The sequence below is a fragment of the Streptomyces sp. QH1-20 genome (assembly GCF_041283565.1).
GTDB lineage: Bacteria > Actinomycetota > Actinomycetes > Streptomycetales > Streptomycetaceae > Streptomyces > Streptomyces syringius.
The window spans coordinates 395771-418753 of the sequence record NZ_CP166299.1; the positions used below are offsets into that span (position 1 = coordinate 395771).

At 70.6% G+C, this 22983-nt stretch carries 17 protein-coding genes; 11 read left to right on the plus strand and 6 right to left on the minus strand.

Features of this window, described 5'->3' with window-relative positions; translation table 11 throughout:
• The first annotated feature begins 20 nt into the window (after positions 1-20).
• Positions 21-2078: a phosphocholine-specific phospholipase C gene (locus AB8O64_RS01910; RefSeq protein ID WP_370417506.1), complete on the plus strand. Its 2058-nt coding sequence runs from the start codon at positions 21-23 to the stop codon at positions 2076-2078.
• A gap of 99 nt (positions 2079-2177) precedes the next feature.
• Here the strand turns inward: AB8O64_RS01910 and AB8O64_RS01915 are convergent, their stop codons facing one another.
• The gene (locus AB8O64_RS01915; protein WP_370417508.1) at positions 2178-2735 is read right to left on the minus strand and encodes a hypothetical protein; all 558 of its coding nucleotides are present in this window, start codon (positions 2733-2735) and stop codon (positions 2178-2180) included.
• 92 nt (positions 2736-2827) lie between these two features.
• Positions 2828-3679 carry a hypothetical protein gene (locus AB8O64_RS01920; protein ID WP_370417509.1) on the minus strand — a complete coding sequence of 284 codons (852 nt, stop codon included), beginning with the start codon at positions 3677-3679 and terminating at the stop codon, positions 2828-2830.
• Between the two features lie 304 nt (positions 3680-3983).
• Between AB8O64_RS01920 and AB8O64_RS01925 the strand changes: the two genes are divergently transcribed.
• Both AB8O64_RS01925 and AB8O64_RS01930 read left to right on the plus strand, forming a co-directional pair.
• Positions 3984-5417: an FAD-dependent monooxygenase gene (locus AB8O64_RS01925; RefSeq protein WP_370417511.1), complete on the plus strand. Its 1434-nt coding sequence runs from the start codon at positions 3984-3986 to the stop codon at positions 5415-5417.
• A gap of 16 nt (positions 5418-5433) precedes the next feature.
• Entirely contained in the window at positions 5434-6882 is a 1449-nt protein-coding gene (locus AB8O64_RS01930) for an MFS transporter (protein ID WP_370417512.1), read from the plus strand.
• A 358-nt stretch (positions 6883-7240) separates the two neighbouring features.
• Here AB8O64_RS01930 and AB8O64_RS01935 read toward each other — a convergent pair whose 3' ends face one another.
• Positions 7241-8164 carry a MurR/RpiR family transcriptional regulator gene (locus AB8O64_RS01935; protein ID WP_370417514.1) on the minus strand — a complete coding sequence of 308 codons (924 nt, stop codon included), beginning with the start codon at positions 8162-8164 and terminating at the stop codon, positions 7241-7243.
• 161 nt (positions 8165-8325) lie between these two features.
• Positions 8326-9357, minus strand: coding sequence for an NADP-dependent oxidoreductase (locus AB8O64_RS01940; RefSeq protein ID WP_370417516.1), 1032 nt, complete (start codon positions 9355-9357; stop codon positions 8326-8328).
• Positions 9358-9478: 121 nt separating this feature from the next.
• Here AB8O64_RS01940 and AB8O64_RS01945 point away from each other — a divergent pair, with 121 nt between their 5' ends.
• Positions 9479-12643 carry a BTAD domain-containing putative transcriptional regulator gene (locus AB8O64_RS01945; protein WP_370417517.1) on the plus strand — a complete coding sequence of 1055 codons (3165 nt, stop codon included), beginning with the start codon at positions 9479-9481 and terminating at the stop codon, positions 12641-12643.
• 336 nt (positions 12644-12979) lie between these two features.
• Complete coding sequence (locus AB8O64_RS01950) at positions 12980-13699, plus strand: transglycosylase SLT domain-containing protein (protein ID WP_370417471.1); 720 nt, start codon at positions 12980-12982, stop codon at positions 13697-13699.
• A 79-nt stretch (positions 13700-13778) separates the two neighbouring features.
• Here AB8O64_RS01950 and AB8O64_RS01955 read toward each other — a convergent pair whose 3' ends face one another.
• Positions 13779-14987, minus strand: coding sequence for an alginate lyase family protein (locus AB8O64_RS01955; RefSeq protein WP_370423767.1), 1209 nt, complete (start codon positions 14985-14987; stop codon positions 13779-13781).
• A gap of 191 nt (positions 14988-15178) precedes the next feature.
• Between AB8O64_RS01955 and AB8O64_RS01960 the strand changes: the two genes are divergently transcribed.
• Both AB8O64_RS01960 and AB8O64_RS01965 read left to right on the plus strand, forming a co-directional pair.
• Positions 15179-16507, plus strand: a complete 1329-nt coding sequence (locus tag AB8O64_RS01960; RefSeq protein WP_370417519.1) for a tyrosinase family protein — start codon at positions 15179-15181, stop codon at positions 16505-16507.
• A 1-nt stretch (position 16508) separates the two neighbouring features.
• On the plus strand, positions 16509-17009 hold the full coding sequence (locus AB8O64_RS01965) for a hypothetical protein (protein ID WP_370417521.1): 501 nt from the start codon (positions 16509-16511) through the stop codon (positions 17007-17009).
• 60 nt (positions 17010-17069) lie between these two features.
• Here the strand turns inward: AB8O64_RS01965 and AB8O64_RS01970 are convergent, their stop codons facing one another.
• Positions 17070-18293: a beta-ketoacyl synthase gene (locus AB8O64_RS01970; protein ID WP_370417523.1), complete on the minus strand. Its 1224-nt coding sequence runs from the start codon at positions 18291-18293 to the stop codon at positions 17070-17072.
• Positions 18294-18595: 302 nt separating this feature from the next.
• Between AB8O64_RS01970 and AB8O64_RS01975 the strand changes: the two genes are divergently transcribed.
• The 4 genes from AB8O64_RS01975 to AB8O64_RS01990 all read left to right on the plus strand — a co-directional run bounded on the left by AB8O64_RS01975 (position 18596) and on the right by AB8O64_RS01990 (position 22983).
• Positions 18596-19054 carry a hypothetical protein gene (locus AB8O64_RS01975; RefSeq protein WP_370417524.1) on the plus strand — a complete coding sequence of 153 codons (459 nt, stop codon included), beginning with the start codon at positions 18596-18598 and terminating at the stop codon, positions 19052-19054.
• 63 nt (positions 19055-19117) lie between these two features.
• Positions 19118-20389 (plus strand): hypothetical protein, encoded by a 1272-nt coding sequence (locus AB8O64_RS01980; protein WP_370417525.1) that lies wholly within the window; start codon positions 19118-19120, stop codon positions 20387-20389.
• 15 nt (positions 20390-20404) lie between these two features.
• Entirely contained in the window at positions 20405-21823 is a 1419-nt protein-coding gene (locus tag AB8O64_RS01985) for a Dyp-type peroxidase (protein WP_370417526.1), read from the plus strand.
• Positions 21820-22983, plus strand: a complete 1164-nt coding sequence (locus AB8O64_RS01990; protein ID WP_370417527.1) for a catalase family protein — start codon at positions 21820-21822, stop codon at positions 22981-22983. The genes AB8O64_RS01985 and AB8O64_RS01990 overlap by 4 nt, the downstream gene beginning before the upstream one ends.

Sequence of the window (22983 nt, forward strand, 5' to 3'; positions counted from 1 at the left end):
CCCAAGAGGTTCCCGGACTCATGGCTGAACTCAATCGGCGGCGCTTCCTGCAGATCGCCGGCGCGACAGCGGGCTTCGCCGCCCTGTCGAGCAGCATCGACCGTGCTGCCGCCATTCCCGCCACGCGACGCTCCGGCACCATCAAGGACGTCGAGCACATCGTCGTGCTGATGCAGGAGAACCGTTCGTTCGATCACTACTTCGGTTCGCTGAAGGGCGTCCGCGGATTCGGTGACCCGCGCCCGGTGACCCTGGGCAGCGGGAAGTCGGTCTGGCACCAGTCGGACGGCAGCAAGGACGTGCTGCCCTTCCGGCCGGACGCGAAGGACCTCGGCATGCAGTTCATCGCGGGCCTCAACCACGACTGGGCCGGCGGCCACAAGGCCTGGAACCAGGGCAGGTACGACAAGTGGATTCCCGCGAAGTCCGCGGGCACGATGGCATATCTGACGCGCGAGGACATACCGTTCCACTACGCACTGGCCGACGCGTTCACCGTCTGCGACGCCTACCACTGCTCCTTCATCGGAGCCACCGATCCCAATCGCTACTACATGTGGACGGGTCACACCGGGAACGACGGCAAGGGCGGCGGCCCCGTCCTCGGCAACGAGGAGGCCGGCTACGACTGGACCACGTACCCCGAGCGGCTGGAGCAGGCCGGGATCTCGTGGAAGGTGTACCAGGACACCGGCGACGGCCTGGACGCGGCCGGCAAGTGGGGCTGGATCAACGACGCGTACCGCGGCAACTACGGTGACAACTCGCTGCTGTACTTCAACAAGTACCGCAACGCCAAGCCCGGCGATCCGCTCTACGACAAGGCGCGCACCGGCACGAGCGTCAAGAACGGCGACGGCTACTTCGACGGCCTCAAGGCCGATGTGAAAGCGGGCAAGCTGCCGCAGATCTCCTGGATCGCCGCCCCGGAGGCTTTCTCCGAACACCCCAACTGGCCGGTGAATTACGGCGCCTGGTACATCTCCCAGGTGCTGGACGCCCTCACCTCCGATCCCGAGGTGTGGAGCAGGACCGCGCTCTTCATCACGTACGACGAGAACGACGGCTACTTCGACCACGTCACCCCGCCCTTCCCGCCGGCCTCGGCCGCGCAGGGCGCCTCCACCGTGGACACCAAGCTCGACGTCTTCGCCGGGAACGGCCGTTACGCGGCCGGTCCCTACGGGCTCGGCCAGCGCGTTCCCATGATCGTGGTCTCGCCCTGGAGCACGGGTGGCTACGTCTGCTCGGAGGTCTTCGACCACACGTCCATCCTCCGGTTCATGGAGCGCCGCTTCGGCGTGGGCGAGCCCAACGTCTCCCCCTGGCGGCGTGCCATCTGCGGCGACCTCACCTCGGCCTTCGACTTCCGCCTCGCACACACCGGGCCCGCGTCGCTGCCGGGCACCGACGCCTACAAGCCCAAGGACAACAACCGGCACCCCGACTACGTACCGAAGCCCCCGGCCGATCCCTCCCTGCCCAAGCAGGAGAAGGGCGCCAAGCGCACCCGCCCCCTGCCCTACGCACCATGGGTGGACGGCTCCGCGACACCCTCGACCGGGCGCTTCACGCTCACCTTCAGCGGCGGCGCGGCGGCCGGGGTGTGCTTCACCGTGACGTCCGGGAACCGCACGGACGGGCCGTGGACGTACACCACCGAGGCCGGCAAGAAGCTCTCCGACACCTGGAACTCCGCCTATTCGAAGGGCACCCACGACCTGTCGGTGTTCGGACCGAACGGCTTCCTGCGCACCTTCAAGGGCCCCGGCAGCGCCGCGGGCCCCGAGGTGACCGCCCGCCATGACGCGGGCAGTGGGCGCATCGCGCTGACCATGACCAACACGGGCAGCACCGCATGTCGTCTGACGGTCAGCAATGCCTACTGCGGCAAGCGCGAGACGTTCACGGTGCGCGCGGGCGGGCGCGTGGTGCACACCGTGGATCTGCGCGAGAGCCGGCGGTGGTACGACCTGTCCGTGACCTCCGACAAGGACAGCACGTTCCTGCGCAGATTCGCGGGGCACGTCGAGAACGGCGAGCCGGGCGTGAGCGACCCGGCGATCATCACGGGCTGACCCTGTCCGCAACCGGCAACCAGCCGCCCTTTGTCCCCCCGCCCACGGGGGGACAAAGGGCGGCTCGCTGCCCGGGGGCGGCGGCGTCCGGCGATCGTTTCAGCTCTCGTGGGAAGTCTTCACCAGCCGGGTCACGGTGACGGTGGTGGGGCCGGACGCCGAAGTGAGGCCCTTGGGGGTCAGACACGCGCTGACGCTGGAGGCGAGCAGGGTGACCTCCGTGACCACGGCCGCCCCCGTGAACGTCCCGGCGGTGATGGCTCCTGTGCTGACGGTGACCATGTTCCCGTTGGGGCGCAGCGAGGCGATGCTGGTGATGGAGGCGGTGGAAGACTTCCCGTTGTCCCAGTGGAGGGTCAGGGTGCCGCTCGCGGAGCCCGCCAGGCAGGAGAGCGTACCCGTCGAGCTTCCCCCGAAGGTTGCCGAGGTGAGCGTGGACCCGACGGAGACGGGGCACTTGGCGACGGCGTGCGACCTGATCGCGGTGGGCTGGGGGGCGTAGGTCAGCCCCGGCGCATAGGTGGCGGCGACGCTTCCCGCGCACGCCACGAGAACGGTGGGGCTCTCCGTCGCCCGGGCCGCCGGGATGACGGTCGCAGCACCGAGGAGAGCTGCGGCTACGACGATCCGCGTCCTGCTGAGGAGTCTCGTGATCACAAGGGTCCCTTCCTTCTTCGAAGCGGCGAGCAACACGGACGTGCCGATGTGCCGGGATGCGGGGATGGTTGGGCAGTCGGAGCAGACGTGGCTCAGGTGCGGTTCACGACGACCGAGACCGTGCTCCGCTGAGAGTCGGACGCGGTGTAGACACGGCCGTCGTTCTCCCTCCCGAACGGGCTGAGATCGACCAGGGAACGCGTCAGGTGGGCTCCCTCGACACGTACCACCGTGACGTCGGGGCAGGCGTCGAGAACAGCGGCGCCCAGCTCGTGAAAGGTGTGCTGGCTCGACCGGCTGGTGTGCGCGGTGAAGGCTTCGACCACTGCCTGGAGCGCGCGGCTCCGAACGCACCGACGGCCCGTGCTCCCCTCCGCAAGCTGCCAGGTCACATCCAGCCGTGCGCCGAAGACACGATCGGTGAAGACCTGCGTGGTGGTGTACTCGTCGCGGGCGAAACCCGTGAACGTCGCACCGGCGGTCACGAACAGCTCGACGTCACGCAGGCCGCCCCGTACGACGGGCTCGCCGTCTCGCGGGAGGGTGACGTGGGCGTGGTCCCGGGGGAGCGAGGCAGCGCCGAAGTGCCGGACGCCGGGGTGTCGTGCGCCGGTCTCCAGGGGCGTCAGTTCCGACGCCGAGAGGTGCAGATCGACGGTCTCGACGGGTGGCACCGCCGCGAGAAAGCGCTCGGCCAACGCCAGCGCGTAGGCTTCGGGTTCGGCGTCGGTGTGCTGTGCTCCGAGCGCCAGTACCGTGTTGTTGATCGCGCCCGTGGGGATCAGGCGGGCATTGTCGCCGTCCCGGTACGCCTCGGGCAGGTCCACGACGAAGCTGACGTCCGCACGCATCCTGCGGACCCTCTGCCCCGGCTGTGCTCTGTCCACCAGCAGAAATTCGATTCCGGACTCGCCGTACGCGTGGTCTCCGATGATGTGTCCCACCGGCCTCCGTCCCGCTGAGGGCGGCAAACGCCGCCTCCCGCGACGCCCGCTGCAGCACATTCGCAGGCGCCCGTCCCGCAGGTCAACGCCTCCCGTGTAAGTAAGCCCGTACTTCATACCGTCCATACGATTATCCGAATGCGGGTATCACGCGGACCCCACCCGCCGGGTTCTACGGGTCCTCCAAATGGCCATCTGGACATGGGGAGTTGGCTCCTGTCACCCTGGCGTGGCCGACTCCAGCCGCCCCAGGACAGCGAAATCCAGCACGTCGCACGGTCACCTGCGGAAGGAGGGGCGCAACGTGCCCGATTCCCCATCCCGGCCTCGCGCCCAGGGCCCAGTCCTGCCCGCTGCCGTGCAGGTCGCCATCGTGGGAGGGGGGCCCGTAGGGCTGCAGCTGGCAGGCGAACTCGCCCTGCGCGGTATCGACTGTGCCGTCCTGGAGCGGGAACCGCACATCGCGCAGGCAACACGGGCGCTGGTCCTGCACGCCCGGACATTGGAGTACTTCGACATGCGGGGCATCGCCGAGTCATTCGTCGCAGCCGGACACCGATACCTGCACTATCCCTTGGGTACCGTGCGCGCCGACGCTTCCTTCACCACGCTGGACAGCTCATTCGGCTACGCCCTCGCTCTGCCTCAGCATCGGACGGAAACCCTGTTGCAGGCATACGCGCGCGGCAAGGGCGCCCTTCTCGTACGGGGCGCGGAGGTCACCGGCCTGCTCCAGGAAGCCGACGGCGTCGTGCTGACGGTGCGGCACGCGGGACAGGTCCGCCGGATACGCGCCGCCTACGTTGCCGGGTGCGACGGCGCCCGCGGCCCGGTGCGCCGGCTGGCGGGCATCCCCGCGTCCCGTTCCGTGTATCCCTACGACGTGACGTCCATCGACGCGCGGCTCGACCTCGACTCCCAGCAGCCTTGGAGCCGGTGTGCGCGCGAAGGCATGGCCCTTCTGCTGCCGTTCGGCGACGGGCGTTGGCGCATCATTCTGTACGACTACCGTCCGCGCGGGACCGGTGGCGCACCCACCAGCGGGCTCGATCAGGCGGAAACGCTGCTGCGCCGCGTCTCGGGACGCGACCTCTGTCTGCGCGACGTGCAATGGATCAGCCGATACCGGTGCGAGCGCGGCCACGCGGTCCGGTATCGCCGTCATCGCGTCGTCCTCGCGGGAGATGCCGCCCACGTCCACCCGCCCACCGGTGGGCAAGGGCTCAACACCGGGATCGCCGATGCCATGAGTCTGGGGTGGCGTCTCGCGTCCGCCGCCGCCGACCCTCGGCACGACGGGTTGTTGGACGCGTATGCGAAGGAACGACGGCAAGCCGCCGAGCGGGTCCTGCGTCTGACCGGCGCGCTGCTTCACCTCAACGCGGCTCCCTCCTTGTGGGCCTGTGCCGTGCGCGCCGTCGGACTCCGCACGGCCCGGCTGCCCGTCGTACGACAACGTCTCGCCGCCGCGCTGGCGGGGCTCCCCCATGCCACGCGAGCAGACAGCCGGCTCCGCAGCGGGCAGCGCGTGCCCGATCTGCTCCTGCGCGCCGCGCCGGGCCAGGTCGCCCCGGGCCGTCTTTTCGAGGCGTTGCGCAGCGGCCATCATGTCCATCTCACCCCTGCGTGCGGCACCCCGGACCCCCGTGCGGCGGACTTGGCCCACCCCCTGCTGACCGCCCGCTCCGACGCGTGCCCACGGGCGTGCGTCGTCCGCCCCGACGGGCACACCCTGTAGTCCGCGGCCCGCCGCGATGCGTCATCTCCTCCTCGCCGTCCGAAGGCCGGACGCGGCTCGGCTCACCTGCCATCTGGCGCTGTTGTGCGGCGCCCTCGCCATCGCCTCCCCGACAGCGGCCGTGCCGTCGGCTTCACACGCCCTGCACATGAGCCCGGCGCAGGTCCAGTGGTTCGCCGCCGGCTATCAGCTGTGCGCCGGACCGCTCCAACTGGGAGCGGGCGGACTCGCCGATCGCCTCGGCCCCCGTCGGGTACTGCTGGGCGCCCTGGCCGTCTTCGCCGCGGGGAGCTTCCTGGCCACTGTCGCCGTCCACGCCCCCTGTCTGATCGCTGCCCGCCTGCTGCAAGGAACAGGCGGAGCCGCCCTCTCTCCCGTCAGCCTCACGCTCCTGCTGGGCCTGCACTCGGCGTCCGGGCACGAGGACCGTGCCGTTGCCGGGTGGGTGTCCACGGCCGCCGTCGCGTCCTGCCTCGGACCGCTTCTGGGCGGCTCGCTCACCAGTCTTCTCGGCTGGCGCGGAGTCTTCGGCGCTCTCGCCGTTCTCGCTGCCCTCACCGCATGCCGCGCCCGTTCTCTGCCCGCCCCGCACCCGGATCCCAAGGCCCCGATGCCGCTGGACGCCCTGGGAATCGCTCTGTGCACGGGAGCCGGCACGGCGATTCTGATCACTTTCACAGCGGCGACGGCACACTCCGCGGCCTTCGCGACGACTGCCACGCTGAGCTCCGCCGTGCTCCTTGCCCTCCTCGTCCGGCAGACCCGGAGGCACTCTCACCCCGCGCTCGACGCGGGACTCCTGCGCCGGGCTCCCGCACGTCGCGCCTTGTTGACCCTGTTCACGCTGTTCACCGCGAACTCCGCATTCCACTTCCTCGCCTACTTCCACCTCTCGCGTGCGCATTCCCTCAGCCCCGTCCAGGCCACGCTCGTCGCCCTTCCCGCCACGCTTCCCGCAGTCATCGCGGGTCGCCTGGCCGTCGCACGCTCCGCACACCACCGCGGTCCGGCGCTGATACGGGCCGGTCTGCTGTGCGTCACGGCCGGCCTGCTCGCCGCCACCGCGGGTTGTCGCCGACCCACCCCCCTCTGGCTGCTGAGCGGCGGCTACGTTCTGGTCGGCTGCGGTCTCGGCCTGGCCAACGGGGCGGCCATGACCACGGTCACCAGGCACCGCGCCGCTCACCTCACCTCCCGGGCCACCGCGACGGCCACCACGTTCGCCATGCTGGGAGGCGCGTCCGGTCCCGTGGCCGCCGGGGCCGCGCTCGCCATCGCGGCACATCTGCCTTTCGGGCGCGGGGCACCGTCCGGTGACCTGCCTGCCGCAGCGCTCACCGCGGGCGCGTCGGGCGGGATCCAGCAGGGTGTGACGGTCGGCGTTCACGCGTCCCTGGTGCTCCTCGCACTCGGCACGGCAGCGGCTGCCTTCGCCCTCGGTCGTCGGGCCCGCCTCGACCGGTGACCGCACCAGACATGCCGGTGGCCCCGGTCCAGGGGGTGACCGGGGCCTCCGGGGGGCCATCCGAGGGGAGCGGACTACCCGGAACAGAACACCTTCGGGCCGACGAGGAGGTTGTCGTCCCTGGGCGTTCGTCCATTTGCCCCGGGGGCTCGCCGTCGCGAGCGCTGTTGTGCCGGCTGCAGCCCGTTGCGGGCCCCGGTGCCACCTGAAGTAAATATATTTACTGCCGAGTAATCAAGCGTATGAAAATTTTCATTCGCTCAGGCGCCAAAAAATCCGGTCCTCCCCGGCATGGTGTAGGGCAGGGAGGACCGGAGCGGCGGGGCGTCGGACGCTGTCGGTGTTCGCGGGAGAACTGTCAGTGTTCGAGGAAGAAGTCGTGCTGCTCAGCGGCCTGCTCGTACTTCTCCAGCCGGAGCTGCGTGCGCTCGGGGTCGGCGTCGGCCATGGCCTGGAGGATGGCTGCGGACAGCACCCCGGGTGCCGCGTAGGAGTCGAAGACAAGGCGGGAGCCGGTGCCGGCGGTGAGAGCCACGTCGGCCTCCTCCACCAGCGGCCCGAGCGTCTGGTCCGTGATCAGCGCGATGCGCAGCCCCGTGCTGCGCGCGGCCCGCATCGCCGCCAGCATCTCCTTGGCATGCCTCGGCATCGCGAACGCCAGCACCCACGTCCCGCCCGCCTCCCGCGACTGGAGCAGGGCGTCGTAGGCCACGCTGCCCCCGCGGGAGACGAGCCGCACGTCCGGGTGGATCCGCTTCGCCGCGTACGCGAAGTACTCCGCCAGCGAGACGGAGATCCGCAGGCCCAGGATCGTCAGGGGAACGGACCGGGCGAGCTCACGGCCGAGGTCGAGCACCTGGTCGGGGTCGGCGAACACCCGGCGCAGGCTCTCCAGGCTCGCGATCTCGGCGTCGACGGCCGCCTGCAGCTCGTTGCGGCGGTCCTCCGCCCGCGTTCCCGTGGACCTCGCGACCGCGCTCAGCGCGATGGGCTGCAGGGCCTCCCGGAGTCCGGGGTACCCGCTGAATCCCAGGGAGGACGCGAAGCGGGTCACGGACGGCTGGCTCACCCCCACCCGCTCCGCGAGGTCCGTGATCGACAGGAACGCGGCCTCGGTGAGGTGGTCGGTGATGTAGCGCGCGATGCGCCGTTGCGCGGGAGACAACCGGTGGTCGCCGAACAAGGCGCGAACCTTGTCCGCGGGAAGCGGCTCCGCCCCCGGAGACCGCTTGCCCGGCGTGATCGCGGACGCCTGCGCGCGTGCCTGCTGCCCTGATGGCACTGGTGGTCTCCCTCTCGTCCTTCTCCCGCTCAACATAGCTCACCCACCGTGGCCGCCAAGGGGGAACATTCATGCGGGGACCAGGGGTGACGGCCCCCCTCGCCGAGTCCTCTCGCCGAGCCGGGGGCCGCCTCCCGGGGCCTGCCGTCAGGCCCCGGTCGTCACTGCCCGGTCGCCAGGCGGACCAGTGCCTTGCCGGTGTTCGTGCCGCGCATCATGCCCAGGAAGGCGCCGGGTGCCTCTTCGATGCCCTCCGTGACGGTCTCCTCGGTGCGCAGGGTGCCGTCGGCGAGCCAGCCGGAGGCCTGTCCGATCCACTCGGGGAAGAGCGTGAAGTAGCTGCTGACGAGCATGCCGCGCAGCGTCACTTCCTTGGCTGCGGCCTGGAAGAGGTTGTCGGGGCCGGGGGCGGGCTCGGTGGTGTTGTAGCCGCTGATCGCGCCGACGAGGGCGATCCGGCCACCGGGCCGTATCGCGGTGATCGCCGCTTGGAGGTGGTCGCCGCCCACGCTGTCCAGATAGACGTCGATGCCTTCCGGTGCGGCCTGGGCGAGCTGTTCGCCGAGCCGGCCCTGGCGGTAGTCGACAGCGGCGTCGTATCCGAAGTCGTCGAGCAGCTTCTTGGTCTTGGCCGGGCCGCCCGCCGATCCGATCACCCGGGAGGCACCGAGCTTCCTGGCCAGCTGTCCGGCGACGCTGCCGACCGCGCCCGCCGCGGCGGAAATGAACACCACGTCCCCCTCACGGACGGGGGCGACCCGGGTGAGAGCCGCGTACGCGGTCAGGCCCGTGGTGCCCAGCGCCCCCAGGTAGTCCTGCGGCCGGGCCGACGAGGTGTCCACCACGGTCACGGCCGCGGCGTCGAGGACCGCGTACTCGCGCCATCCCAGGAAGTGCGAGACGGTCGCGCCGACCGGTACCGACGCGGCACGGGAAGCCACCACGTCGCCGATCGCGCTGCCCTCCATGGCGACGCCCAGCGGGAACGGCGGGATGTACGAGGGGGCTTCGTCCATCCGGCCGCGCATGTACGGGTCCACGGACATCCAGGTGTTACGGACGAGGACCTGGCCTTCCGCGAGTTCCGGCACCGCGGTGGTGACCTGGGCGAAGTCCTCGGGAACCGGGGTCCCGACGGGGCGCGAGACGAGGTGGATCTCCCGGGAGACGGTGTGCGTCGCGATGTCGTTCATGATGGTTCTCTCTTCCGTTGCTGCTGCGGACCGGCTGATGTGACCACCATGGACGGGGCCGCGCACGAACCACTGACGGTGCGCGCACGGGCCGCTGAGGGCCGCGCGTTAGCGTGACGCCATGCGATTCGACGTGCTGGGCCCACTGAACGTGACCACGGAGGACGGCTCTTCCGTCACCGTGCCCGAGCCGAAGGTCCGGGCCCTGCTCGCCGATCTGCTGGTGCATCACGGCCGGCCCGTGCCCGTGGACCGGCTGGTCGACGACCTGTGGGGCGACGCACTGCCGGGGAATCCCGGCAACTCCCTCCAGACCAAGGTCTCCCAGCTGCGCAGAACGCTGGAGAAGGCCGAACCGGGCGCCAGGGGGCTGGTGGAGTACGGGCCGGCCGGCTACACCCTGCGCGTCACGGACGACGCGGTGGACACCGGACGGTTCGCCGCGCTCGTCGCCCGTGCGCACACGACCGGTGAACCGCGGGCGAAGGCGAGGCTGCTCGCGGACGCCCTCGGCCTCTGGCGCGGAGAGGCGTACGCCGATTTCCGTGACGCCGAATTCGCCCGGGCGGAAGCCGCCCGCCTGGAGGAACAGCGACTGACCCTGACGGAAGAGCTCGCCGAGATCCGTCTGGAACTCGGCGAACACGCCGCCCTGGCAGATGAGTTGACGGCAGTGGTCGCTCTGCATCCCCTACGGGAAAGGCTGCGCGGCGCCCATATGCGGGCCCTGTACCGAGCGGGGCGCCCGACGGAGGCACTGAACGCCTACCGGGACATCGAGCGGCGGCTCGCCGACGAACTCGGCCTCGACCCCGGTGCCGCGCTGACCGCCCTCCATCAGGCCGTCCTGGAGCAGGACCCCGAGCTCACCCCGGGCCCCGCGCCGGCCCCATCAGCCACCGCGGCACACACCAACCTGCCCGCTCCGCTCACCGCGTTGGTCGGGCGCGGCGATGACGTCGCCCGGATATGCGCGGCGACGGCGTCGAGCCGGCTCGTGACACTCACCGGCCCCGGTGGGGTCGGCAAGACCCGGCTGGCCCTGGAGGCGGCGGCCCGGCTGTCGGACACCTTCGCCGACGGCGTACGGCTCGTCGAACTCGCCGGGACCCGGGGAGAGGTGGCCGAGACGGTCGCGGCGGCCCTGGGCGTGCGCGACGACAGCCCACGCGAGTCAGGGCCGGGCGGGACGGTGGACCGGCTCATCCGGACCGTCGGCTCACGGCACATGCTGCTCGTCCTCGACAACTGCGAGCACGTCATCGAGCCCGTGGCCGCCCTCGCCGAGCAGATGTTGCGCCGGTCGGCACGCCTGCACATCATCGCCACCAGCCAGGAACCGCTGGCCATCTCGGGCGAGACCTTGGACGCTGTCGCCCCGCTGGCCGAAGCGGATGCCGTGCGGCTCTTCGCGGACCGCGCGGCGGCATCCGCCCCCGGCTTCGTCCTGGACGCGGACAACAGCGAAGCCGTGGCCCTCATCTGCCGTCGCCTCGACGGCATCCCGCTGGCCCTGGAACTGGCAGCCACGCGCGTGCGGACATTGGGCGTGCACGCCCTGGGCGACCGTCTGCACGACCGGTTCCGGCTGCTGAACCAGGTACGGCGGGACGCCCCCGCACGCCAGCGCACGCTGCGCGCGATGATCGACTGGAGCTGGGAGCTGCTGACCGCACCCGAGCGGACCGTATTGAGCCGGCTGGCCGTGTTCTCCGGAGGATTCGACCTGGACGCCGTCGAAGCGGTGTGCGTGGCTCAGGGTGTACGGAATGAGGACGTACTCGACGTCCTCACCCGGCTCGTCGACCGCTCGCTGGTCGTGACGGCGGCCGACGCTACGGAGCCGGCCCGCTACCGCACGCTGGAGTCCGTCACGGCGTACAGCGGGGAGCGACTGCGTGAAGCGGGTGAGCACGGCGCCGCGCGGCTGCGGCACGCGGCTCACTACGCCGCCGCCGCGGAAGCGGCGGAAGCCCATCTGTACGGCCGTGACCAGCGACGATGGCTGCGCCGGCTCGACGGTGAGGCAGCCAATGTGCGGGCGGCGCTCGACACCGCCGTGGAGCACGGGGACGCCGCGCTCGCCCTGCGCCTGGTCAACGCGATGTCCTGGTACTGGTTCCTGCGCGGGCGCCTCGGCGAGGCCCGCCGCTCGCTGGATCTCGCACTGGGATGCGCCGGGGGCGCGGCGACGGCCCGGGACAGCGCGCGGGCGAGACGCGCGGCCTTCTCCTTGCTCACCGGCGACGGTTCACCACACGGCGACACCTACGAGGCCGCGACGCCCCGGGCCCGCTGGCTGCTCGACTACGCGCGCTGCGGCTTCGACGGCCCGACGGGTGACGACCCGCTCGACGGCCTGCTGGAGGAGTTCCGCGCACTCGGCGACCACTGGGGCACGGCGGCGGTGCTGATCACCCGCGCGACCCGGTCGGGCTTCCGGGGCGACCTCCCCGCGCTGCGCAGCAGCGCCGAGCGGAGCGCGGCTCTCTTCGCGGAGCTGGGCGACCGCTGGGGCCGGCTGCGGGCCTCGGAGCATCTGGGGACGCTCGCCGAGATCAGCGGAGCGTACGAGGAAGCGGCCCGTCTGCATCACGAGGGCGTGCGCGGGGCCGAGGAGCTGGAACTGTGGACCGACGTCTCCTTCCGGCTGGCCCGGCTCGGCCGGGTCGCCCTGCTGACCGGGGACGACACGCGCGCCACCGAATGCCACGAGCGCGCCCGGCAACTCGCCGAGCGACAGTCCCACCGCCCCGCGGAACAGTTCGCCGAGACGGGCCTGGCCCTCGGCGCCCGCCGCCGCGGCGATCTCGACACCGCCGAGCGACACCTCCTCCCGTGGCTGGAGTGGAACCGCCGACTGGGCGTCGACTCCGGCGCCGCCCTGATTCTCGCGCAGCTCGGTTACGTCGCCGAACAGCGCGGTGAAGCGGGGCGCGCGCTGGAGCTCCACCTCGAAGGTCTGGCGGCGGCTCGCAGAACCGGCGACCCTCGCGCCGTCGCCCTGGCCCTGGAGGGGCTGGCCGGCGCCCGAACCTTGGGCGGCCACCCTCACCACGCCGCCGAGCTCCTCGGCACAGCCGCCTCCCTCCGCGAGTCCGTCGACGCGAAGCTCCCGGCCCCCGAGCGCACCGATGTCGACAGAGCCGCCGCGCGAGCACGCGCGGCGCTGGGAGAGGACGGGTTCGCGGCGGCCTTCGCACACGGGCACACACTCACCGTCGACGACCACGCGCGGGTACTGGGCGCCGGGGAAGTGCCGTCAGGGCAGGGGATTCGGGCCTGAGCCGCACGCGTCAGCAGCTCTGCACGGTAGGTGCGCGGGCCGTTACGTGGTGTGTGGTGGTGGGGGGTGCGGTGTGAGGCCGCTCATGGGACCCGGATCACTTACGAACCCCGGTAGTGGAGTCCTGATTCGGACATTTGGGTGTGAAGTGGGGTGATGGGTGGGGTTCGGGGTGGGCGGTTGTTCCGGGGTCGGGTAGTAGGTCACACCTTTGCCAGGGGCTTTTCGGGCCGCTAACAATTGCCGAGTCGCATGGCGCCGTCGATCGAGAAACGGCGCTTTCTTCGCGCCGATCCGGCCCGTGCGACTCACGCGATTGGAAGAGGTTCAGCCAGCATGCGCTCCACCACCACCGGTACCGCCCGACTGACCAAGACCCACAAGCTCTCCGCCGCCGGCATCACCGTCGCCATGGGCGCCGCAGCCCTCGCCATGGCCGTCACCCCCGGCCAGGCCACCGAGACCCCCTCCATCGCCGTGAAGCCCGTCGCGTGGACCACCACCGACCTCGGCGCCCACGACCACATCACCCAGCAGGCCAAGACCACGGCCGCCGACGCCGCTGAGGCGAAGAAGAAGGCCGACGCCGCCGCGAAGGCCAAGGCCGACAAGGCCCGCGCCGACCAGCAGGCCGCCAGCCGCTCCCAGGCCCGCACCCCCGTCAAGCCCGCCCCCGCCAAGCCCGCCGCCCCCGCCAAGCCCGCGGCCCCCGCGGCTCCGGTGAAGAAGGCCTACGCCGACAACCTCGACGGGTGGATCAAGGAGTCCCTGGACATCCTGAAGTCCAAGAACATCCCCGCCACCTACGAGGGCATCAAGCGCAACGTCATGCGCGAGTCGACCGGCAACCCGCGTGCGATCAACGACTGGGACATCAACGCCGCCAACGGTGTCCCGTCCAAGGGCCTGCTGCAGATCATCGACCCGACCTTCAAGGCCTACCACGTCGAGGGCACCTCCTGGGACCCCTACGACCCCGTCGCCAACATCACCGCCTCCTGCAACTACGCCGCCGACAAGTACGGCTCCATGGACAACGTCAACTCCGCGTACTAAGGGAGCTGACACCGCACGCCGAAGGGCGGCAGCACCCCACCCGGTGCCGCCGCCCTTCGGCATACCCACAGCAGTCGTCTCAGCGGTTCTTCGCGTGGGTCAGGGCTTCCCAGGCGACGAAGAGGTCGTCCGTTCCCTCGTCCCGCAGTCGCTGGGCGACCCGCTGGGCCTGGGGCATCGAGATGCCCTTCCGGTTGCGGAAGTGGTTGAGGGCCACCTCGGTGTCCGGCCCCATGTCGAGGTCCAGATTCCCGCCGCACAGCCAATGCGGCACGTCGGCGCCCAGTTGGTACCGGGCGTGGAGGGTGAGCGCCGCCCGCATCCGTGTGCCGACCTCGCCGTACAGGTCGAGGCCCTGGTGCCAGGCGGTCTCCGCGATGTGGGCGGTGGCTGCCAGGGAGTAGCCGATGTGGGTGAAGTTCCGGCAGGTCTCCTGGCCGAGGCCGTTGACGAACCTCCGCTGCCCGAACCAGTACTCCCTGATCCTGTCGGGGGTTCTGATGTGGCCGCCCGGCGGGCGCTTGGGCAGGGGCCCGTCGGACTTGAGGTAGAAGTAGGCGGGGACGCGGGCCCGGAATCTGCGCACGGCCCGGTTGAAACCGCGCCGGTCGTCGAGGAACACGGAGATCCCCATGGCGGCGTCGGTCATGGCCAGGTCCCAGTTCCCGTTGTAGTCCGGTGCGGTGACCGTCACCTCGCGGAGGTAGACCGTGCGCAGCATCCCGGCGAAGCGCCGCACCCGGTGCCGGGGCCAGCCGCCGTAGGTGTGCCGCATGATCTCCGCGGCCCGCGCCCAGGAGCTGCCCGCCCATGCCGCCTGCAGGCCGGCATTGCCGTCGGTGTGGTCCCTGAGCACCGCGGACCAGGCATCCATGATCTGCACGGCCTTGCGGGCGTGCGCGCGGTCCCGGGTGACGTACCAGAGGAGCGCCTGGGTGTAGGCGGCGATCGCGTCCTGCCGTTCTTCGACGCACCCGTAACCGGGCCGGTCGTCCGGCGGGCATTCCACGATCCGGACGGGCGTCGCGTGGTAGCCGAGCGACCCGTACCGGCTGTGGCGCATCGCGGCGAACGACGACCGCCACTCGCCGCCGGCCTTGACCCGTTTACGGAGGCGGTCGAGCTGAGTCCTGCTCAGCAACACCCCCGGGTGCTTGAATCCGCGCGCGGATGCGGATTGACGTACCACCGGCTCCGTCGTACCGGCGGCATCCGCCAGTGAGACCGGCGACGTCAATGCAGCGAGCAGAGCAACCGTCAGAGCCGTAAGGCGGAGCAACAGCCTGATGCCGTTGCTGCGTAGTCCGGACACAGCACACCTCCAAGTCGGTGCTGCAAGCCTCACTCCCCCACCGGCCCGGGCGCTGTGTGGAGTACGCCAATGGGAGACCGGGGCCGGGTGCCACGCCCACGTTCGGACGCGTGCCGCCCCACCCGCCGACGGCTCGTCTAGGTTCGTTCGCGACTGGAGGCACAGCCATGCCCAAGAGCCGTCAGGACATCAACGAACTGAGTGCGGGTCAGCTGAGCGACTACATCCACGCGGTCGACATCCTGCGTGCACGCTCGGCGGCGGACCCCGACGATCCGACCGGATACGACTTCCAGGCCGCACTGCACAACGATGTCTTCGTCGGCCCGTGCGAGCACGGGAGCGACTTGTTCCTGCCGTGGCATCGCGCGCATCTGCATTACTTCGAGAAGCTGCTGCAAGGAACGGATCCGCCCAGGACGGCGAACGTCACCGTGCCCTATTGGGACTGGATCCACGCCCAGCCGGCCGGGAAGTTCCCGGCCGCTTTCGACCTGCCCGGGCTGTTCGCACCAGGGCGCAACCTCTCCCCGACGCCCCTGCCACCGGACACGCTCGAGATCGTGACGACCGAGACGGACCCCGGCGAGTTCGGCGGGTACCCCGAGGCGCATCCGGGCGGCGACTACGGCCGGCTCGAACTGGGCCCCCACAACTACATGCACACCGACTTCATCGGTGGTGCGATGGCCGAGCCGGGCACGGCGGCCCAGGACCCGGTCTACTTCAGCTTCCACTGCTTCGTCGACCTGCTGTGGGCGGAGTGGCAACGGCGCAACGGCTCACCGCCCCCGACCTCCCCGGACCACGATCTGCGCGGGTTCCTGGACCAGCCAAGACACAAGGTCGCGGACTTCCACGACACACTCGACCTGGACTACGCGTATGCGTACTCCGACCGGCTCGACACGGCGTTCGGGGTGCCTGTGCCGCCGCCGTCGCCACCTCGTGAGCTGGTGATGACGCAGCCGCTGGAGGCGGTGTCCGAAGCCGACTTCACGACGGGGCTGCGTGAGAAGGCCCGGGTGCAGTTCCGTCTCACGGCCCCGCCCGGCCGGGGCAGGCGGGTGATCGTGAGGCTGGACGAGCTGAAGGTGTCGGTGACCGGAAGTTATGTGCTGCGGGGCTTCGTCCACCCGGCCGACGTGGAGTTCCGGCGGGACGACGAGGCGTTCGCACGGAGTTACGGCGTCGGCTATGTGTCGATGTGGCGGGCGCACGATGCCTCCCACGGTGGTGGCCACGGCACCCCGCACGGACCGCACGGAGGCCACGGCCACCACGGAGGCCATGGGCCGCCGGCCCACCATCCGACCGCCGGCACCGCTCGCTTCGATGTGACGGCGGTGCTGGCGTCGGCGACGGCGGCGGCCGGGGACCATGTGCTGACGCTTCAGTACCTGCCCTCGCCCACGCCCACGGGCGAGGCCCAGGACCCGGTGGAACTCGTCGCTGAGGTCGCGTTGAGGGACGTGCTGATGGAGGTGTACGACTGATATGCGCACGCCCGTCTTCGAGCTGCACATCCAGCCCATGTTCCGGGCGACGGACCGCGAGCACATGGCCTTCGCGTTCGATCTCTGGGACTACGACGCGGTCGTCTCGCAGGCCGACGACATTCTCGCCCGTCTGGAGAACGACATGCCGCCGGTCGCCGGTGGCGGGCCGTGGCCCGACGAATGGGTCGAGCTCTTCCGACGCTGGAAGGACGGCGACCGCAAACGCCTGGAGCCGGGCACCGCGGACTACGCCTTCACCAGGACAGCCACCGCGGTGACCGTCACGGCTACCGGGACCTTCCCGGCAGCGGGCTACGAAGGCTGGCTGCAACTGGCGGAGGTATCGGACACGGCCAAGACGTACGTCCTGTGTTTCGAGGCGCCGGACACGCCCGTGACCGGCACCGCTGAGGCGTTCACCCTCAGGGAACGGTACCGCCCGGCCGACACCCGTTCGGTCTTCGTCCGCGACGCGACAGGTGTACAGCAACTGCACTGAAGAGGATGGGCACCGGCCCCCGCGGCTCACGCCCCGGCCCGCGCGGCCGTCCGCGTCGGGTCAGGGAGCGGGGGTGAAGACGAGCGAGGCGTTGTGACCGCCGAAGCCGAAGGAATTCGTCAGCGCCGCCTTCAGTCCTCCTCGCCGAGGCCCGCCCGTGACGATGTCGAGCTTGACCCGCGGGTCGAGGGAGTCGAGGTTCTGCGTGGCGGGGATGACGCCGTCGCGGACCGCGAGAATCGCGGCCAGCGCGCCGATCGCTCCCGCCGCTCCGAAGAGATGGCCGGTCATGGACTTGGTCGCGGTGACGGCCGGGTGGGTGCCGATGGCTTCGGTGATGGACTCGGCCTCGACGAGATCCCCCTGCGGCGTGGACGTCGCGTGGGCGTGCACGTGCTCGATGTCGAGCGGGGACAGTCCCGCGACGTTCAACGCCTGGCGTATGGCGCGTATTTGGCCATCGGAGTGTGCCCCGGTGATGTGGTACGCGTCGGAGGTGACGCCGGCCCCGGCGAGTGTCGCGTGGGCGCGGGCTTCCCGGGCGGCGGCGAACTCGGCACGCTCCAGGATCACCACGGTGGATCCCTCGCCGATGACGAAGCCGTCGCGGTCGACGTCGAAGGGCCGGGACGCCCGCTGAGGTTCGTCGTTGCGCCTCGAATGGGCCTTGGCCTGGGCGAACCCGGCGAGCGGCAGCGGATGGACACAGGCTTCGGTGCCGCCTGCCACCACCACGTCGGCCCGGCCCAGTCGGATCAGGTCCATTCCCATCGCGATCGCCTCGGCCCCGGACGCGCAGGCACTGACCGGGGTATGGGCACCGGCCCGAGCATTGAGGTCGATGCTGACCCACGCGGCGGGACCGTTCGCCATGAGCATCGGGACGGTGTGGGGAGACACCCGCCGGACTCCGGAGGCCTCGAGGATGTCGTCCTGGCCCAGGAGGGTCAACGCGCCTCCCGTGCCCGTGCCGATCACGACGGCCAGCCGCTCCGGATCGACGTCGGGGCGGCCCGCGTCGGCCCATGCCTCACGGGCGGCGACGAGCGCGATCTGCTCACAGCGGTCCATGCGGCGGGCCTGCACCCGGTCCAGGACCTCCGTCGGTTCGGCCTTGAGCCGGCCCGCGATCCGCACGGGAAAGTCGTCCGCCCACTCCTCCGTTATCCGGCTGATCCCGGACTGCCCGGCCAGCATCGCCGACCAGGTCGAAGTGACGTCCCCGCCGAGCGGCGTCGTGGCCCCCAGCCCGGTGACCACCACATCATTGGTGCCAGCGTTCACGGATGAACCCCCTTGTAGTAGAGATACAACTCCCCGCACGGGCGATCACGGGGAGGAATCAACTCATCGTCCACCCTGCCAGGGGAACTGAGCATGATCATGTGCGGTGATCCACGGAAGTGGACAAGGAAGTTTTGTAGTGTCCTACCAGTTTCAGAGGGCGGCACCGAGGAGCGGCGGCTGCGGGATGCCGGGCACACCGAACCGAAATACGATGGTGCTGGCGAGCGAGCGGGAGGGACGCCGTGCCCGGACGCGGGCAGGACGGCGTGCTCCCGGGGCCCGCCCTGGAGGTGTGGGTGATGAGTCACGACACGGGGGCGGACGTCGATGAGCTGCTGACCATGTCCCGGTCGGAGCTCGACCGGTTGTTCCGCGCCAGTCCCCCCGGCGAGATACCTCGGGGTGAGGGGCGCGGCACTGTGCTGGTGGCACGCGGTGCGAAGCTGTCCAAGGCGGTGGCCGCGTCGGCACGTCTCCTCGCGTGGCAGGGGAAGGTCTTCGACCGCGACGGCGGCGGACTGCGCAACAAGGTCACGCCGTTCGGTGTGCGGGCGGTACGCGCGAAGGTCTACCGCGACTCGAGCCTGCTGGACGACGGCGAGTGCATCGTCCTGGACTACTCCCGCACCTCTGTTCTCGCGCACCGGATACGCGACGAGATCCGCCAGATCGGCCCCCACCGCTACCTGGGAATCGTGTACTGGGGGCGACACAGGATCCTCAATTTCTCCCTGCACTTCACCGGTCCGCGTACCTGAGACGTCCTGACACACCACAGGCGACGGCCCGTCAGCCGTGAGGCAGGGTGGGAGGTGCTGGACATGCCGCACCAATCGGCGGTCACCGTACTGGCCACCGTGCCCCCGGCCCGGGTCGAGGACGTGCGGGAGGCGCTCAATGAGGCCGGCCGGAGGGGCACCGGTGAGGTGTTCCGGTTCGCCGAGGTGGCCGGGGTCCATTTCGCGCGGCTGCTCCTGGTCCCCGAAGGGCCGGGCAGCACCGGGGCGTTGCTGCCGCCCTGCGTCGTCTACATGAGCGAGGTGGACGTGCCGGTGTCCGACCACCTCGCCGACCTCGTCCGTAGCGCGGGCGACGAGCTGGACAAGGTCTTCGCGTACTGCGACGGATATCCGGCGGGCGGGGCGTCGGAGGGCGAGCGGGTCGCCTGGCTGCGATCGCATCACGTGCCGTGCGCGGCCTTCTACGTCCATACCGTCGGCCGGGGGCGGCGGCAGATACTGAACGAGGCCCGGCTGCGTGAGGCGATCGAGGAGTTCCTCGATGGGCACCGTGCCGAGCTGTCGGGTGAGGACCCCGCCCGGATACGCGCCGCCGTCCAGGAATACGTCACCGGTCGCCAGGACCTGGCCTGGGCGCGTTCGCGGCCCGCGCCGCCTGCTCTGCGATGGCGGATCCGCCGGGCGGCTCATCTCGTCGGCGTACCGCTGGTCGGCCTGGTGTTGCTGCCACTCCTTGTGATCGCCCTGCCGGTGTGGGCCGTGCTGGTACGAGCGCACGAGCGCCGTGACGTTCCCAGCCGGCAGCGCCCGGACCGCGATCATGTGCGCGAGCTCGCGTCCTACGAGGACTTCGTCGCGCAGAATCCCTTCACCGCCGTCGGCGCGGTCAAGCCCGGCCGGTTCCGGCGGGCCACCCTGACCGCGATCCTGTTCGTCGTGGACTACGGCGTCCGCCACTTCTTCCACCGGGGGAATCTCGCCGGGGTCAAGACCATTCACTTCGCCCGCTGGCTGTTCATCGACGGCAAACGGCGGGTGGTCTTCGCGAGCAACTACGACGGCAGCCTGGAAAGCTACATGGACGACTTCATCGACAAGGTCGCCTGGGGCCTCAACGCCGTCTTCAGCAACGGGCTGGGCTATCCCCGCACCCGGTGGCTCGTGCTGGACGGCGCGAAGGACGAGCTGGCCTTCAAGCACTACCTCCGCTCCCACCAGCTGCCGACCCAGGTCTGGTACTCCGCGTACGACACCCTGACCACGGACAACGTCCGCACCAACGCCCGTGTACGCGCGGGTCTGTTCGGCACGCTCAGCCCGGCCGAGACCGAGGCCTGGCTCGCCCTGCTCTGAGGAAGGGGGAACGTGATGGCGGCGACTTTGGACCTCGACGACATGCAGGGGCTCATCACGCGCGGCTACGGCGGCCTGCGGTGGGCGAGCTTCCTGATGCTCTCGATCACCGATCCCGCGGGCGCACGCGCCGCTCTCGGTCAGCTGACGCCACGGGTGACGAACGGCCGCGCGGAGCCCCCGGAGACGGCCGTGAACCTCGCCTTCACCTCGGACGGAATACGGCTTCTGGGGCTGGTAGCCGCCGGCCACGAGGGGTTTCCCGAGGAGTTCGTCTCGGGGATGACCGACCCCAACCGCAGCCGCCTCCTGGGTGACACCGGGGAGAACGCCCCCCGGTACTGGCGGTGGGGCGGCCCGGCCACCCCTCCCGTGCACGCCCTCGCCCTGCTGTACGCGCGGGACGAGGCGGGGCTGGGACGACTCGAAGCGGAGGTGCGCCACGCCGCCCTCGCCACGGGCGGACTCGCCGAGATCGTCCGGCTGGGAACGGCCGAACTGACCGAACGCGAACCCTTCGGCTTCCGGGACGGCATCTCACAACCGCTCGTCGAGGGGCTGCCCAAGGCCACGGCCGCCCGTACCAAGGGCACAGCCGGTGACGAGGTGGTCAAGGCCGGTGAGTTCGTCCTCGGCTACCCCAACGAGTACGGGCTGCTGACGGACCGGCCCCTGCTGCCGCCCCCGCACGACTCAGCGGGCCTGCTGCCCCGCGTGCCCGGCGGCCCCGACGCGGACCTCGGACACAACGGCACCTATCTGGTCTTCCGGCAACTCCAGCAAGATGTCGACGCGTTCTGGAACTACCTCGACGCGGCGACGAGGCGCCCCGACGGCAGCGGCGATCCCGCCGCGCGCGACGCGCTCGCCGCACGCATGGTGGGACGCTGGCCCGGCGGCGCACCGCTGGTCCACGCACCGCTGCGGGACGATCCGGACCGCGCCACGGACAACGACTTCGGCTATTTCGCCACCGACCGGGACGGCTTGCGCTGCCCCCTCGGCGCGCACGTCCGCCGCGCCAACCCACGGGACTCGCTGGACCCCCGGCCGGGCTCCGCCGCATCGGTCGCGATCGGCAAGCGGCACCGGATCCTGCGCCGGGGCCGGGCCTACGCGGACGGTGGTCCGGAGGGCGAGCGCGGGCTGCATTTCCTCTGCCTCAACGCGAACATCTCGCGTCAGTTCGAGTTCATCCAGCACACCTGGCTGAACAATCCGAACTTCAACGGGCTCTACGACTCCCCCGACCCGCTCGTCGCACCCCGCTCGCACCGTCGCGCCACCTTCACCGAACAGGCGAGGCCCCTGCGCACCCGCCGCCTCGACCTGCCGCAGTTCGTCTCCGTACGCGGTGGCGCCTACTTCTTCCTGCCCGGGCTGCGGGCACTGCGCTATCTCTGTACGGCCACCGGCGAGGACGGGCAGCGGTGACCGGCGCGCAGCGGGTCAACGACGCGATCCTGTGGTGCGTCCATCTCGAACGGCGCGTCGATCCCTACATCCGGCCGCTGCTCGACCGGCTGCTGCGCCGACCGGTGCAGGCTCTGGTGCAGTGGCTCATCAACGTCCGCCGCCGCGATGAGCACCTTCGTCTCGCCGAGGAGACGATCCGGCCCGAGGAAGCCGGAATCGCCGAGGACATCGCACGTCAGATGGGTCGCTTCGTCACACGCGAGTACGCGCCCGGGCACGCGCGGCGGGCGGGGAACACCAAGACCTACGGGGTCGTGCGCGGCGAGTTCACCGTGCCCGCCGGTGTGCCCGAACGGCTGCGCCACGGTGTCTTCAGCCGTCCGGCGACCTTCCGGGCGTGGGTCCGCTTCGCCGGGCCGGGCCCCCTGTCGCCGCCCGACATCAAGGACAACGGCATTCTCAGCATCGGCGTGAAACTGCTCGGCGTCGAAGGCATGAAGCTGCTCGACGACGAGCGGACCAGCCAGGACTTCACGGGCATCAGCGCGCCGACCTTCACCACCCCCGACGTGGTGGAGAACCTCGAGCTGCAGCGGCACGTCTTCGACAGCACCCCGCTCCTGTATTTCCTGGGCCCGCGACACCCGCATCTGTGCGACATGGTGATGCAGGGGTTGTACGCCAGAACACACTCCAGCCCCTTGGAGGCCCGCTACTGGAGCTGCACCCCGTATCTGCTCGGTGAGGGCCAGGCCATGCAGTATTCCGTGGTCCCGCGTGACGGTGCCCGCACGCGGGCGCCGTGGAACCCTCCGGACGACTACTTGCAAGAGGCCCTGGCCAGGACGCTGCGGGAGCAGGACGTCACCTTCGACTTCCTCGTGCAGGTGCAGACCGACCCGCATCGGATGCCGATCGAGAACGCGTCGGTGGTCTGGCCCGAACGGCTGTCGCCGTTCGTCCCCGTGGCCACCTTGCGGCTTCCTAGACAGGAGTTCGACGCGACGCGGCAGTTCGCCCTTTCCGACCGGCTCTCCTTCAACCCTTGGCACGCGCTGCCCGAGCACCGCCCGCTCGGCAATCAGAACCGTGCCCGCCGCGCCATCTATCTCCGTCTCTCCGGGCTCCGGCAGTCGATGAACGGCACACCGCACGAAGACCCCGGTGACGACGGCTGA